At 70.1% G+C, this 13976-nt stretch carries 11 protein-coding genes, 4 tRNA genes and 1 pseudogene; 10 read left to right on the forward strand and 6 right to left on the reverse strand.

Annotated elements, in window-relative coordinates; translation table 11 throughout:
- Together ABZV94_RS25840 and ABZV94_RS25845 are read right to left on the reverse strand one after the other, a co-directional pair.
- Positions 1-267: pseudogene (locus tag ABZV94_RS25840) on the reverse strand (hypothetical protein); the annotation flags it as partial.
- 165 nt (positions 268-432) lie between these two features.
- Complete coding sequence (locus tag ABZV94_RS25845; RefSeq protein WP_356344192.1) at positions 433-783, reverse strand: metallopeptidase family protein; 351 nt, start codon at positions 781-783, stop codon at positions 433-435.
- A gap of 60 nt (positions 784-843) precedes the next feature.
- Between ABZV94_RS25845 and ABZV94_RS25850 the strand changes: the two genes are divergently transcribed.
- The 5 genes from ABZV94_RS25850 (at position 844) to ABZV94_RS25870 (ending at position 3247) form a co-directional block, all read left to right on the forward strand.
- The gene (locus ABZV94_RS25850; RefSeq protein WP_356344194.1) at positions 844-2406 is read left to right on the forward strand and encodes a metallophosphoesterase; all 1563 of its coding nucleotides are present in this window, start codon (positions 844-846) and stop codon (positions 2404-2406) included.
- An 80-nt stretch (positions 2407-2486) separates the two neighbouring features.
- A tRNA-Glu gene (locus ABZV94_RS25855) sits at positions 2487-2559 on the forward strand.
- A gap of 36 nt (positions 2560-2595) precedes the next feature.
- A tRNA-Asp gene (locus ABZV94_RS25860) sits at positions 2596-2670 on the forward strand.
- 24 nt (positions 2671-2694) lie between these two features.
- A tRNA-Phe gene (locus ABZV94_RS25865) sits at positions 2695-2768 on the forward strand.
- A gap of 143 nt (positions 2769-2911) precedes the next feature.
- The gene (locus ABZV94_RS25870; RefSeq protein ID WP_356344196.1) at positions 2912-3247 is read left to right on the forward strand and encodes a hypothetical protein; all 336 of its coding nucleotides are present in this window, start codon (positions 2912-2914) and stop codon (positions 3245-3247) included.
- On the opposite strand, the gene ABZV94_RS25875 is transcribed toward ABZV94_RS25870, so the two are convergent.
- Entirely contained in the window at positions 3244-4302 is a 1059-nt protein-coding gene (locus ABZV94_RS25875; protein WP_356344198.1) for an ABC transporter permease, read from the reverse strand. The genes ABZV94_RS25870 and ABZV94_RS25875 overlap by 4 nt on opposite strands.
- An 87-nt stretch (positions 4303-4389) precedes the next feature.
- Here ABZV94_RS25875 and hrpA point away from each other — a divergent pair, with 87 nt between their 5' ends.
- The 3 genes from hrpA to ABZV94_RS25890 all read left to right on the forward strand — a co-directional run bounded on the left by hrpA (position 4390) and on the right by ABZV94_RS25890 (position 8918).
- Positions 4390-8334, forward strand: coding sequence for an ATP-dependent RNA helicase HrpA (gene hrpA, locus ABZV94_RS25880; RefSeq protein WP_356344200.1), 3945 nt, complete (start codon positions 4390-4392; stop codon positions 8332-8334).
- Positions 8335-8428: 94 nt separating this feature from the next.
- Positions 8429-8503, forward strand: a tRNA-Asp gene (locus tag ABZV94_RS25885).
- A gap of 220 nt (positions 8504-8723) precedes the next feature.
- Entirely contained in the window at positions 8724-8918 is a 195-nt protein-coding gene (locus tag ABZV94_RS25890) for a DUF6274 family protein (protein ID WP_356344202.1), read from the forward strand.
- 476 nt (positions 8919-9394) lie between these two features.
- Here the strand turns inward: ABZV94_RS25890 and bldC are convergent, their stop codons facing one another.
- Positions 9395-9601 (reverse strand): developmental transcriptional regulator BldC, encoded by a 207-nt coding sequence (bldC, locus tag ABZV94_RS25895; protein WP_003949541.1) that lies wholly within the window; start codon positions 9599-9601, stop codon positions 9395-9397.
- A gap of 518 nt (positions 9602-10119) precedes the next feature.
- Positions 10120-10962 (reverse strand): hypothetical protein, encoded by an 843-nt coding sequence (locus ABZV94_RS25900; protein WP_356344204.1) that lies wholly within the window; start codon positions 10960-10962, stop codon positions 10120-10122.
- Between the two features lie 200 nt (positions 10963-11162).
- Here ABZV94_RS25900 and ABZV94_RS25905 point away from each other — a divergent pair, with 200 nt between their 5' ends.
- Positions 11163-12269 carry a Glu/Leu/Phe/Val dehydrogenase dimerization domain-containing protein gene (locus ABZV94_RS25905; protein ID WP_356344206.1) on the forward strand — a complete coding sequence of 369 codons (1107 nt, stop codon included), beginning with the start codon at positions 11163-11165 and terminating at the stop codon, positions 12267-12269.
- Positions 12270-12559: 290 nt separating this feature from the next.
- Positions 12560-12811: a DUF3073 domain-containing protein gene (locus tag ABZV94_RS25910; RefSeq protein WP_030656912.1), complete on the forward strand. Its 252-nt coding sequence runs from the start codon at positions 12560-12562 to the stop codon at positions 12809-12811.
- Between the two features lie 66 nt (positions 12812-12877).
- Here ABZV94_RS25910 and purM read toward each other — a convergent pair whose 3' ends face one another.
- Complete coding sequence (gene purM / locus ABZV94_RS25915; RefSeq protein WP_356344208.1) at positions 12878-13945, reverse strand: phosphoribosylformylglycinamidine cyclo-ligase; 1068 nt, start codon at positions 13943-13945, stop codon at positions 12878-12880.
- Between the last annotated feature and the right edge of the window lie 31 nt (positions 13946-13976).

A 13976-nucleotide genomic window follows, 5' to 3' on the forward strand; every position in this document is an offset into this window, starting at 1 on the left:
GGACGGGGTGGCCGACGCCGAGCCCGGCTTCCCCCGCTTCGCCTTGCCGCCGTGCCCGTGCTTGCCGTCACCGGCCCCGCCCCGTTCCTCGACGTAGCCCCCCGCGCCGGCCACCGGGCCGCCGTCGGGCACCTCACCGCCGCGCTGCCCCGCCGAGTGGGAGGGCCGGGCCCGGCCCGCGTCGTCGCCCACGTTCACACAGCCCGCGGCGGCGGTGACGGCCAGTACCGCGGCGGCGAGACGGACGGGTACGTACAAGGGGCGCACGGCGGCCACCTCCGGGGGCAAGGAAAGGAGTCAACCTCCCCAACTCCCGCCGCCCACAAGAGGACACGCCGCCGCACGCATCGACGCCCGCGCTCCCCACGGATTGCGCCCGCCCGCACGGCCATCGGCGCCCCGCCGCTTCCGTGCCCGTGCGTGCCGCCGCGCTCAGCCGTAGCCGAGGGCGTGCAGTCGGGCGTCGTCGATGCCGAAGTGGTGGGCGATCTCGTGCACCACGGTCACCTCGGTCTCCGTGACGACGTCCTCGCGGCTGTCGCACATCCTGAGCGTGGGCCCGCGGTAGATGGTGATCCGGTCCGGCAGGACACCGGCGTACCACTCGCCCCGCTCGGTGAGCGGGGTGCCCTCGTACAGTCCGAGCAGCTCGGGGTCGTCGGCGGGCGGCTCGTCCTCCACGAACACGGCCACGTTGTCCATGAGCCGCGTCAGCTCCGGCGGAATCCGGTCGAGCGCCTCGGCGACCAGTTCCTCGAACTCCTCGCGTGTCATCTCCAGCACACGGTCATTGTCCGGGAACACCGCCGCATATCCACCAGGGGACGTGGGCATACGGCACCAATGGCCCGCGTCCCCGTCGCAGCCCTGAGCACCATGCTGAACCGGACCCAGAACCGCCCACGCCCCGCCCGCCCCCGCTCGCTCCCCGCCCTGGAGCTCGCCGCCCGCCCCAACCCGTGGCTGCGCGCCCTCGGGCTCACCACGGTCGTCCTCGTCGGCGCCTGGCTGGGCCTGCTGATCGTCGGCAACGTCCGGGCCCCGGTCGGCCCGATGGACACGACGATGGCGCTGCGCCCCTCCCTCAGCGGCGGCACGAAGATCAACGTCTCCCCGCTGGGCTCGCTCAGTCTGGACAGCCATGTGGCGCCGGTCCGCCTGGACGTGAACGTGGACCAGCTGGACCCGCTGCGCTCGCAGGCGCTGGTCGACCACCCCGAGCGGCTCTCCGGCCTCCAGGACGAGGTGGCCCGGGACGTCGAGCACGGCACGCTGGACCTGGCCGTGCGCTCCTGCGTCGCCGTGGTCTGCGGGGCCACCGCCCTCGGCCTCGCCGTGTACCGCCGTCCGGGCCGGGCCCTGGCCGCCGGCGGGCTGGCCCTGGCCCTGCTGATGGCCTCGGGCGCGTCGGCGTACGCCACCTGGAACCCGAAGTCGGTCCTGGAACCGCGCTTCTCGGGACTGCTCAGCTCGGCGCCGTCCGTGGTCGGCAACGCCCGCAGCATCGTCACGGAGTTCGACGTCTACCAGAAGGAGTTGGCGCGGCTGGTGACGAACGTGACGAAGCTCTACGACGTCACCTCCACCCTCCCCGCCTACCGGCCGGACCCCTCCACCATCCGCGTCCTGCACGTGTCGGACATCCATCTGAACCCGGCGAGCTGGAAGATCATCGGCTCGCTGGTGGAGCAGTACAAGGTGGACGTGATCGTCGACTCCGGCGACACGATGGATCACGGTACGGCGGCGGAGAACGGCTTCCTCGACCCGATCCGGGACCTGGGCGTGCCGTACGTCTGGGTGCGCGGCAACCATGACTCGCGGACGACCCAGCGCTACCTGGAGCGCATGAAGAACGTGCACGTCCTGGACGACGGCAGGGCGGAGACGGTGGGGGGTCTGCGGTTCGCGGGCATCGGCGATCCGCAGTTCACCCCCGACCGCTCGGCGGTGCCCGGCGGTGACGCGTCCGAGCGGCTGGCGGGCGACCGGCTGGCCAGTGCCCTGCGCGACCAGCGGACGGCCGGCACCCCCGTGGACGTGGCGGTCGCGCACGAACCGTCCGCCGCCAGGGAGACCGACGGCGAGGTGCCGCTGGTGCTCTGCGGACATCTTCACCACGAGGGCACGGAGCTGCTGCCGTACGGCACCCGGCTGCGCATGGAGGGCTCGACCGGCGGCAGCGGGCTGCGGGCCGTGGAACGCGAGTACCCGGCGCCGATCGAGGCCTCGATCCTCTACTTCGACCGGGACAGCCGCAGGCTCCAGGCCTGGGACGCGATCAAGCTGGGCGGCCTGGGGCTGACGACGGCCGAGGTCAGCCGCCACCTGGCGGACGACAACCGGCCGGGCGCCACCGGCAGCTCGCACTCCCCTTCCCCGACCCGTCCCAGCACGTCGCCGTAAACCGTTTTGGCGATACCCCTCGCCATCCCATATGCTTCTCACGTCCCCGACGCGCTGAGAAGCGCCCAGGCGGGCCGATAGCCCTCATCGTCTAGCGGCCTAGGACGCCGCCCTTTCAAGGCGGTAGCACGGGTTCGAATCCCGTTGGGGGCACGCAATACCGTGTGCGACACTGTTGCACGCAAGCTTGGTCCTGTGGAGCAGTTTGGAGTGCTCGCCACCCTGTCAAGGTGGAGGCCGCGGGTTCAAATCCCGTCAGGACCGCTGGTGTTTCACGTGAAACACCGTGGCTGGGTAGCTCAGTTGGTACGAGCGTCCGCCTGAAAAGCGGAAGGTCGCCGGTTCGACCCCGGCCCCAGCCACAACCGCCCTGACCAGGGCTTGAGCCCCTCTCCAGGATCACTGGAGAGGGGCTCTTCGCATGCCGGGCCCGGGTCTTGGCACCGCTCCCGGTCGGCGCTACGTTCAGCGCTGATCGCGCGTGGTGCGCAGGGGGCGGGGAGACATGGGCCGGGACCAGGGCAGAGCCATCCAGGACACCGAGCTGGAGAAGGACCGGGCCCGGTACGGGCTGCTCGCGGTCGTCACCAGCAATCTGGCGATCGCCGCGGTCGCCGTCTTCGGCGTGTGGCAGCTCGACGGGGACAAAGCGGTGATCGTCGGCATCCTCACCGCCGCGTTCACCGCCGTCAGCGGCACGACCACCGCCTACCTGGGCATCAAGGCCGTCTCCAACACCGCGAGGTCGATCGCCCTCGGGGACGGGCCGGCCCGCCGGCACACCGAGGCCGCCCCACCGGCCCCGCCGGCACCCGCACCGCCGGGCCAGCGCGCCCCCTAGGCCGCGTGGGCCGGCTGCCTCGGTCTGCCGCCCGGATGGCGGTGCCGCCAGATCAGGAAGACCGCGCAGGAGACGACCGCCCAGCCCGCCAGCACCAGGAACGGGAACGCGTGCTGGTGCCCACGGAAGTAGACCGCCGTGTGCTGGGCGTTCACCGAGGCACCGGGCGGGAGCCAGCGGCCGATCGTCCCCAGCACGGACGGCAGCAGCGGCCAGGAGACGGCCCCGCCGGACGACGGGTTGCCCAGCAGCACCATCAGCCCCCACGTCGGCAGCATCGCCCAGCGCCCCACCAGGGTGTTGAACATCGTGAACACCATGCCCGAGGTGAACATGGTGAAGGCGAGGATCGCCCAGGACTCCAGGAACGGCAGACTCAGTGCCGCCAGCAGCCAGTCCACCACCGCTGCGATCGAGAACCCGCCGAGCAGGGCGTAGGCGACGGTGAAGCAGATCCGCTCCAGCGGGTTCAGCGCCGACGCGTGCACGCTGAGCTGGATGGCGCCGACGAAGCCGATGATCACGGCGGCCAGGGAGATGTAGAAGATGGCCAGGCCTCTCGGGTCGCCCTTCTGCAACGGCTTCAGGTCGTGGAGCACCACGGTGATGCCGGTCGCCTTGCCGACCTTCAGCGCCGTCTCCCCCAGCACCTGCGCCACCGTCGCCCCGGACGCCCCGGACACGTCGAGGGCGATCGTCCGGCCGTCGGCGTGCGCGTCGACCACCGCGAAGACCTTCTGCTGGTCCACCGCCCGCACCGCGTCCTCCCTGGTGCCGTACGGCTGGAGCTTCATGGAGGCGCCGAGCGCCTTCTCCATGCCGTCGACGAACCGCCGGGCCGCAGGCTGGTCGTAGGCACCGGTCACCGCCGTGGGGATGCTGTGCGGGGTCGGGTTCGCCATGGCGTACGTGTAGGAACCGGCGAAGAAGCCGGCCGCGGCGGAGATGATCAGGAGCAGGACCGTGGCGGGGAGGAAGGGGGATGCCTTGTACGCCGCCCAGCGCTCCGCGAGGGTCGGCGGGCGGCCGTGGTCTCCGTGAGGGGAATCAGGCATGTCGACCACGCTAGGTCATCTTGTGACATCGCGCCCCGGTCAAATCGTTCGCTTGTTTTTCGCCCCAGGTGAGATCCTGGACCGCGTATGTCTACGCATCCCGCCCCCGCCCTCGGCACCCTCGCACCCCGTCTGACCGAGCTGTCGCTGCGCGACGCGCATCGGCTCGGGCGGCGGCTGGAGGGCGCACGCAAGATCCGTAAGCCGGAGGCCCGTGCCGCCGTCCTCGCCGAGATCGACGGCGAGATCGGCAAGGCCGAGGCCCGGATGGCCGAGCGGCGCTCGCGCGTGCCGGCCGTCACCTACCCCGAGCAGCTCCCGGTCAGCCAGAAGAAGGACGAGATCGCGGCCGCCATCCGCGATCACCAGGTCGTCATCGTGGCCGGTGAGACCGGTTCCGGGAAGACCACCCAGATCCCGAAGATCTGCCTGGAGCTGGGCCGGGGCGTGCGCGGCATGATCGGGCACACCCAGCCCCGCAGGATCGCCGCCCGGACCGTCGCCGAGCGGGTCGCGGAGGAGCTGAGGACGCCGCTCGGCGAGTCCGTCGGCTGGAAGGTGCGGTTCACCGACCAGGTGAACCCGGACGCCACCTTCATCAAGCTGATGACGGACGGCATCCTGCTCGCCGAGATCCAGACCGACCGCGAGCTGCGCGCCTACGACACGATCATCATCGACGAGGCCCACGAGCGGTCCCTGAACATCGACTTCCTGCTGGGCTACCTCGCCCAGCTGCTGCCGAAGCGGCCCGACCTGAAGGTCGTCATCACCTCGGCGACCATCGACCCGGAGCGCTTCTCCCGGCACTTCGGCGACGCCCCGATCATCGAGGTCAGCGGGCGGACGTACCCCGTGGAGGTGCGCTACCGGCCGCTCCTCGAAGAGGACTCGGACGACGCGGACCGCGACCAGATCACCGCCATCTGCGACGCGGTGGAGGAACTCCAGGCCGAGGGCCCGGGCGACATCCTCGTCTTCCTCTCCGGCGAGCGGGAGATCCGCGACACCGCGGACGCGCTGGAGAAGAAGAAGTACAGGTTCACCGAGATCCTGCCGCTGTACGCCCGGCTCTCGCACGCCGAACAGCACCGGGTCTTCCAGCCGCACACCGGGCGCAGGATCGTTCTGGCGACCAACGTCGCCGAGACCTCCCTGACCGTGCCGGGCATCAAGTACGTCATCGACCCCGGCTTCGCCCGGATCAGCCGGTACAGCCACCGCACCAAGGTCCAGCGGCTGCCCATCGAGCCGGTCAGCCAGGCCAGCGCCAACCAGCGCAAGGGCCGCTGCGGCCGTACGTCCGACGGCATCTGCATCCGCCTGTACTCCGAGGACGACTTCCTCGCCCGCCCGGAGTTCACGGACGCGGAGATCCTGCGGACGAACCTCGCCTCCGTCATCCTCCAGATGACCGCGGCCGGGCTCGGCGACATCGAGAAGTTCCCCTTCATCGACCCGCCGGACCACCGCAACATCCGCGACGGCGTGCAGCTGCTCCAGGAGCTGGGCGCGCTGGACCCGGCCCAGAAGGACCCCCGCAAGCGGCTCACGGACACCGGCCGCAAGCTGGCCCAGCTGCCCGTCGACCCACGCCTGGCCCGGATGGTGCTGGAGGCCGACAGGAACGGCTGCGTCCGCGAGGTCATGGTCATCGCCGCCGCGCTGTCCATCCAGGACCCGCGCGAGCGCCCGGCCGACAAGCAGACCCAGGCCGACCAGCAGCACGCCCGCTTCAAGGACGAGACCAGCGACTTCCTCGCCTATCTGAACCTCTGGCGGTACATCCGCGAGCAGCAGCGCGAGCGCGGCTCGTCGTCCTTCCGCCGGATGTGCAAGCAGGAGTACCTCAATTTCCTGCGCATTCGCGAATGGCAGGACATCTACACGCAGCTGCGCACGGTCGCCAAGCAGATGGGCATCCACCTCAACGAGGACGACGCCCCGGCCGACCGCATCCATGTCTCCCTCCTCGCCGGCCTCCTCTCCCACATCGGGATGAAGGACGTGAAGGACGGCAACAAGAACGAGTACCTGGGCGCCCGCAACGCCAAGTTCGCGATCTTCCCGGGCTCCGCGCTGTTCAGGAAGCAGCCGAAGTTCGTGATGTCGGCCGAACTGGTGGAGACGAGCCGCCTCTGGGCCCGGGTCAACGCCAAGATCGAGCCGGAGTGGGTCGAGCCGCTGGCCGGGCACCTGCTCAAGCGGACGTACAGCGAACCGCACTGGGAGAAGGACCAGGCGGCCGTGATGGCGTACGAGAAGGTGACGCTGTACGGCGTGCCGATCGTCGCCCAGCGGAAGGTGAACTACGGCCGGATCGACCCGGAGGTCTCCCGCGAGCTGTTCATCCGCAACGCGCTCGTGGAGGGCGACTGGCGCACGCACCACAAGTTCTTCGCCGACAACCGCAAGCTGCTCAGCGAGGTCGAGGAGCTGGAGCACCGTGCCCGGCGCCGGGACATCGTGGTCGACGACGACACGCTCTTCGACTTCTACGACCAGCGGGTGCCCGAACACGTCGTCTCCGGCGCCCACTTCGACTCCTGGTGGAAGCGGAAGCGGCACGAGCAGCCGGACTTCCTGGACTTCGAGCGGGAGATGCTCATCCGGGAGTCGGCGGAGGCGGTCACCAAGGCCGACTATCCCGACACCTGGCGGCAGGGGCAGCTGAAGTTCCGGGTGACGTACCAGTTCGAGCCGGGCGCGGACGCCGACGGTGTGACGGTCCACATCCCGCTCCAGGTCCTCAACCAGGTCACGGACGAGGGCTTCGACTGGCAGATCCCCGGACTGCGCGAGGAGGTGGTGACGGAGCTGATCCGCTCCCTGCCGAAGCCGATCCGCCGCAACTACGTACCGGCGCCGAACTACGCGAAGGCGTTCCTGGAGAAGGCGGTGCCCCTCCAGGAGCCGCTCACCGTCACGATGGCGCGCGAGCTGAAACGGATGGTCGGCGTTCCGTTCGAGGCGGACGACTTCGACTGGTCCAAGGTCCCCGACCACCTGAAGATCACGTTCCGGATCGTTGACGAGCGGCGCCGGAAGCTGGCCGAGGACAAGGACCTGGAGGCGCTCAAGCTCCGGCTCAAGCCGAAGGCACGCAAGGCCCTGTCGCAGGCCGCGGCGGCGACCGCGTCCCGCGAGGGCGGGGAGTCCCTGGAGCGCACGGGCCTGACGGACTGGACGATCGGCACCCTCACCCGCGTCTTCGAGACCCGCCGGGCCGGCCAGCCGGTCAAGGCGTACCCGGCGCTGGTGGACGACGGCGACACGGTCTCCGTCCGCCTCTTCGACACCGAGGCGGAGCAGGCGGAGGCCATGTGGAAGGGCACCCGCCGCCTGATCCTCCGCAACATCCCGGTGAACCCGGCGAAGTTCGCGTCCGAAAAGCTGACGAACGCCCAGAAGCTCGCCCTCTCCGCCAACCCGCACGGCTCGGTCCAGGCCCTGTTCGACGACTGCGCGATGGCCGCGGCGGACAAGCTGATCGGGGACTTCGGGGGACCGGCGTGGGACGAGGAGTCGTACCGGAAGCTGTACGACAAGGTGCGCGCGGAGATCGTGGACACCACGGTCCGCACGGTCGCCCAGGCGCAGCAGGTCCTCGCCGCCTGGCAGGCCTGTGAACGCCGTCTGAAGGCCGTCAGCAGCCCCGCGCTGCTCGCGAACCTGACGGACGTCCGCAAGCAGCTGGACGCCCTCGTGAAGCCCGGGTTCGTCACCTGGGCGGGCATACGGCGCCTGCCCGACCTGATGCGCTATCTGGTGGCCGCGGACCGGCGCCTGCAGCAGATGCCGGCGAACGTCCAGCGGGACACGACCCGCATGGAGAAGGTCCACGAGATGCAGGACGAGTACGCCTGGCTCCTGGAGCAGCTCCCGAAGGGCCGCCCGGTCCCGCCCGCCGTCCTGGAGATCCGCTGGATGCTGGAGGAGCTGCGGGTCAGCTACTTCGCCCACGCGCTGGGCACGGCGTACCCCGTCTCGGACAAGCGGATCGTCAAGGCGATCGACGCGGCCGTCCCGTAACCGCTCCCGCACGGAGGGTGAGTTCGACCAGGGGCTCACCCTCCTGTACAGTCTCTTCTCGCAGCGCAACGCACGACGAAGCGCCGCGAAGCAAGGTCCTGTGGAGCAGTTTGGAGTGCTCGCCACCCTGTCAAGGTGGAGGCCGCGGGTTCAAATCCCGTCAGGACCGCACGGAAACCGAGGCCCGCGTCCCGCAAGGGACAGCGGGCCTCGGTCGTATCCCAGAAGTCCAGGCCCGCGTCTTCCGGAAGACAGCGGGCCTCTGCCATGTACCGGTACCCCGCGTCCCGGCCGAGCCGGTGGAGCCCGCGTCGTCTTGACGGCGTCACATTCCCTCGGTACTCAGGGAGCAGGGCTCGTTCCCTCTGTGCGGCCCCCGGAGGTGGCGTATGACGGCGTCGGTCAGGCACGAGACGCGGGCGCTCCTGAGGGCGCATCTGGCGGCCGCCTCCTCCTACCGGCACCTCACCCGCCACTGTCCCATCTGCCACCACCTGCTGCGGCTGGCGATGGACGGCGCCCCGCAGGCCCAGGAGGCCGAGCAGGAGACCCCCGAGGACGGCGAGGCCGCTCGCCCCGCCTGACCCTCCGCCGGCCCCAACCTCCGTACAGGCGTGGGAGTCTGGGGCGCGCGCCCCGCCCGGACGCTCCTCTAGCGCATGCGAGCCGCAGGCAACAAGCGTCCAGACGTGTGACGGGAGTCACCGCATGAGTTTCTGGAACAGCGGTATTTACCCCCTTCATACAACGGGTCAATTTAATATGTGCAATTGCACCGCTCCCCGGAGGCCGCGCACAGCCGTTCCCACGCCCCTCCCCAGACTCCGACAAGGACGCTCACCAGCGCCGCCCACACCCCCCGACCTGCGCACAAAAAAGATCGCGCTGGACCCGGCGGAGTCCAGCGCGATCGACGACGCACCCTGTGTCGCTTGCCTACAACGTTCTCTTCGGCTTGGGCGAGGGGCCTGTTGGGGCAGGTCCCGCGTCGGTTGGAGCTAGGGTTCCGGGCGCCTCGGCCAGTTGGGGGACCGACCGTCTTGCCCGGTTATGCAGTTGTTCAGGCCTCGCTGCGCTGCTGCGGGATACCCGCGAGCAGGGCGCGGACCTCGGCCTCGCGGTAGCGGCGGTGCCCGCCGAGCGTACGGATGGACGTGAGCTTGCCGGCCTTCGCCCACCGCGTGACCGTCTTGGGGTCGACGCGGAACATGGTGGCGACCTCAGCCGGGGTCAGCAGCGGCTCGGCATCAGGGGTGCGAGCGGTCATGAGCGGCCTCCTCGGGAGAACCGAACCTTCTCGGTTCTTTCCTCTAAATTCTGCACCTTGACCCGCGTTGCCCGAAATGGCGGACGCGAGTCGAGTCGGTTATAGGACGAACGGCTTGTCCTCGGCACTACAACTACACCATCTGTCCAGCCGCGTCGGCCAAACCGATGGAATTGCCCTCCCAGGTGTTCATCAGCGACGGAAGCCGATGGACCATGCCATAGCGGACAGTCACGCCACTGTGACGATCAGTCACAGGACGATCAGGAGTCACCAGACCCCCCAAAGCGTGCAATGCTGAGAATCCGCCCATCATGGAGCATAGTTGGACGGATGGAGCCCTCCCCGGACTCCTTGTCCTATTTTGGCACGAGGGGTGCCAAGAGGCGCAAGGGCCGGGTAAGTGCCGTCCATCACCCTTGAGACATAAGTCCAGAACGGGACCAACGCCCCGTCAGGTGGGCTAAGCGAGTAGAACGTACGTCCTCTCTCGCCGACTTGACCGTGACGTACGTCACTCAGTTCGCGGAACGCCGGTCCCGCACCGCCCGCCACCGCTCCACCAGCCGTCCGTACGCCTCCCCGGCGGCGGCCCCGTCGCCCCGGCGCAGCGCCTCGATCCCGGCCGCCACGTCCGCCGCCGAGTGGTCGCCCTCCAGCTCGCCGGCCGGCAGCACATGCACCAGGCCGCCGTAGTCCAGCTCCACCAGCGAGCGCGGGTGGAACTCCTCCAGCCAGCGGCCGACGTCCACCAGACCGTCGATCAGCGGGCCCTCCTCGACGGTGTCCCGCAGCGTGCGCAGCGCCCGCGCCACCCGGCGCCGCGCCTGCACCATCGGCGTGCGGTAGCGCAGCACCGGGGGCACCTCGGCGGTCCCCTTGTCGTAGCGCCGCTCCTCGTCCGAGACCAGCACGAACCAGTTCAGCGGCACCTGCCAGGTCGCCGTGCGGATCCAGGGCCGGGCGTCGGGGTTGCGCGCGAGCCAGCGCTCGTAGTCCTGGGCGGCCTGGCGGCGCACCACCGGCGGCAGCACCGCGTCCAGCACGGGCGCGGGCAGCTCCTCGGCCAGCTCCTCCAGGGCCTGCCAGCCGCGCAGCCGGGTCCGCCACGGGCACACGCAGACCACCCCGTCGACCTCCAGCACGAAGGCGTCGCCGCTCTCGTGCACCGGCACCGCGATCGGCGGGATGGGCAGCAGGTCGGCCAGGGAGCGACGCAGTTCGTCCTGGTAGGAGGGGCGGTCGGGGCGGCGGGCGTAGCGTGCCCAGTGCCCGCGCTCCGGCTCCGGGAAGGCGCCGAGCGGCTCGTACACGCGCAGGTACGCGGCATAGGGGACGACGACGGAGGACACCTTCGGCACGCCTGCTCCCTCCCCATCGGACCCGGCTCGAAACCACTGCAAATCGTGCCACGCCCATACGTGCACAGCGGGCCCCGGAGAGTGATCCTGAACACTGCGCGGATGGTGAGGGGACCGAGGCTCTACGCTCATGCCACGGTTCCCCGCCACCCGTACGGGGACCGAACCCCACTCGCCGCTAGTACACAGGAGTCACCACAGTGACCGACGTAACCGGCGCGCCTGCTGATGTCCTGCACACCCTGTTCCACTCGGACCAGGGCGGCCATGAGCAGGTCGTGCTCTGCCAGGACCGCGCCACCGGCCTGAAGGCCGTGATCGCCATCCACTCCACCGCCCTGGGCCCCGCCCTCGGCGGTACGCGCTTCTACCCGTACGCCACCGAGGCCGAGGCCGTCGCCGACGCCCTCAACCTCGCGCGCGGCATGTCGTACAAGAACGCCATGGCCGGGCTCGACCACGGCGGCGGCAAGGCCGTGATCATCGGCGACCCGGAGCGCGACAAGACCGAGGAGCTGCTCCTCGCCTACGGCCGCATGGTCGCCTCCCTCGGCGGCCGCTACGTCACCGCGTGCGACGTCGGCACCTACGTCGCCGACATGGACGTGGTGGCCCGCGAGTGCCGCTGGACCACCGGCCGCTCCCCCGAGAACGGCGGCGCCGGCGACTCCTCCGTGCTCACCGCCTACGGCGTCTACCAGGGCATGCGCGCCTCCGCCCAGCACCTGTGGGGCGACCCCTCGCTGCGCGGCCGCAAGGTCGGCATCGCCGGCGTCGGCAAGGTCGGCCGCCACCTGGTGAAGCACCTGCGGGACGAGGGCGCGGAGGTCGTGATCACGGACGTCCGCGTGGACGCCGTCCAGCGCATCCTGGAGCAGTACCCGGCAGGGGTGACGGCCGTCGCCGGCACCGAGGAGCTGATCCGGGTCGAGGGGCTCGACATCTACGCCCCCTGCGCCCTCGGCGGCGCCCTGAACGACGACACCGTCCCGGTGCTCACCGCCAGGGTGGTCTGCGGCGCGGCCAACAACCAGCTGGCCCACCCGGGTGTGGAGAAGGACCTCGCCGACCGCGGGATCCTCTACGCGCCGGACTACGTGGTGAACGCCGGCGGGGTGATCCAGGTGGCCGACGAGCTGCACGGGTTCGACTTCGACCGGTGCAGGGCGAAGGCGGCGAAGATCTTCGACACCACGCTGGCCATATTCGCACGTGCGAAGGAAGACGGGATTCCGCCGGCCGCGGCGGCCGACCGGATCGCCGAGCAGCGGATGGCGGACGCCCGCGCGGTCCGCGTCCCGCGCTGAGCCGGTCGCACACATGAGCGGTACCCGTCGGCGGGAACTTAGAGAGAACTCTCACTTCCACCGGCGGGTCGTTCCCCGATAAGTGGTTAAAATCGCCACTGACCAGCGAGGACAGGGCGCCTCGAAGGTCCTGGGCACACGCGCGTGCTGCGGGCGACGTACCGTATGGGCGCGGGCTCAGGTACCGTGGAAGCCCTACGGACCGGCCTCTCCATGGAGAGTCCGTTCCAGATCATGAACGCGTGTCAGACTCTGGGGCCGTCGAGCCCCGTCGTTGAGGGGGTCGAGCCATGGGGCGCGGCCGGGCCAAGGCCAAGCAGACGAAGGTCGCCCGCCAGCTGAAGTACAACAGCGGCGGGACGGACCTCTCACGCCTGGCCGAGGAGCTGGGCGCATCGACGTCGAACCAGTCGCCTAACGGCGACCGCTTCACGGACGATGAGCATGACGACGACGACCTGTACTCCCGCTACGCCGACCTCTATGAGGACGACGACGAGGACGAGGACGAAGGTCCCGCACAGCACCGTCGAGGCGCTTGACCTTGCACTGAGCACCAGTCCGGTCGGTGGCACCGCCACCGACCGGCTTCTGTGCTGTGCGCACGGTCAGACCGCGTAGTCTCCGACCAGCTCCGCGCCGGTCGTCTTCTCGCCCCGCTCGGTGATCTCACCGGCGACCCAGGCGTCGACACCCCGGTCGGCCAGCGTGGCGAGGGCGACCTCCGTGGACTCCTCGGGGACGATCGCGATCATGCCGACGCCCATGTTGAGGGTCTTCTCCAGCTCCAGGCGCTCGACGTTCCCGGTCCTCGCGACCAGGTCGAAGATCGCCCCCGGGGTCCAGGTGGAGCGGTCGACCACGGCGTGCAGCCCGTCCGGGATCACCCGGGCCAGGTTCGCGGCCAGCCCGCCACCGGTGATGTGGCTGAACGCGTGCACCTCGGCCGTGCGGGTCAGCGCCAGGCAGTCCAGCGAGTAGATCTTCGTGGGCTCCAGCAGTTCCTCGCCCAGGGTGCGGCCCAGCTCGGCCACCTCCGACTCCAGGGCCAGGCCCGCCGTGTTCAGCAGGACGTGGCGGACCAGGGAGTACCCGTTGGAGTGAAGCCCGGAGGACGCCATGGCGATCACGGTGTCACCCGTGCGGATGCGATCCGCGCCGAGCAGCCGGTCCGCCTCCACGACGCCCGTACCGGCGCCGGCGACGTCGAAGTCGTCCTCGCCCAGCAGGCCCGGGTGTTCGGCCGTCTCACCGCCCACCAGGGCGCATCCGGCCAGCACGCAGCCCTCCGCGATGCCCTTGACGATGGCCGCGACACGCTCGGGGTGCACCTTGCCGACGCAGATGTAGTCGGTCATGAACAGCGGCTCGGCGCCGCACACCACGATGTCGTCCATGACCATGGCGACCAGGTCGTGGCCGATGGTGTCGTAGACGCCCATCCGGCGGGCGATGTCGACCTTCGTGCCGACGCCGTCCGTGGCGGAGGCGAGCAGCGGGCGCTCGTAGCGCTTGAGGGCGGAGGCGTCGAAGAGTCCGGCGAAGCCGCCGAGGCCGCCCAGGACCTCGGGGCGCTGCGTCTTCTTCACCCACTCCTTCATGAGCTCTACGGCGCGGTCTCCCGCTTCGATGTCGACGCCCGCGGCTGCGTAGCTGGCACCAGTCGTCTCAGACATGGGGTGAGAACTTTCGTGTCGTACGGCAGAA

The sequence above is a fragment of the Streptomyces sp. NPDC004658 genome (genome assembly GCF_040609555.1).
GTDB lineage: Bacteria > Actinomycetota > Actinomycetes > Streptomycetales > Streptomycetaceae > Streptomyces.

Excerpts from the sequence above, each read along its gene's own strand:
- ABZV94_RS25850 (WP_356344194.1), top strand. The coding sequence starts at position 844 with ATGGCCCGCGTCCCCGTCGCAGCCCTGAGCACCATGCTGAACCGGACC.
- ABZV94_RS25870 (WP_356344196.1), top strand. The coding sequence starts at position 2,912 with ATGGGCCGGGACCAGGGCAGAGCCATCCAGGACACCGAGCTGGAGAAG.
- ABZV94_RS25875 (WP_356344198.1), bottom strand. The coding sequence starts at position 4,302 with ATGCCTGATTCCCCTCACGGAGACCACGGCCGCCCGCCGACCCTCGCG.
- hrpA (WP_356344200.1), top strand. The coding sequence starts at position 4,390 with ATGTCTACGCATCCCGCCCCCGCCCTCGGCACCCTCGCACCCCGTCTG.
- ABZV94_RS25890 (WP_356344202.1), top strand. The coding sequence starts at position 8,724 with ATGACGGCGTCGGTCAGGCACGAGACGCGGGCGCTCCTGAGGGCGCAT.
- bldC (WP_003949541.1), bottom strand. The coding sequence starts at position 9,601 with ATGACCGCTCGCACCCCTGATGCCGAGCCGCTGCTGACCCCGGCTGAG.
- ABZV94_RS25910 (WP_030656912.1), top strand. The coding sequence starts at position 12,560 with ATGGGGCGCGGCCGGGCCAAGGCCAAGCAGACGAAGGTCGCCCGCCAG.
- purM (WP_356344208.1), bottom strand. The coding sequence starts at position 13,945 with ATGTCTGAGACGACTGGTGCCAGCTACGCAGCCGCGGGCGTCGACATC.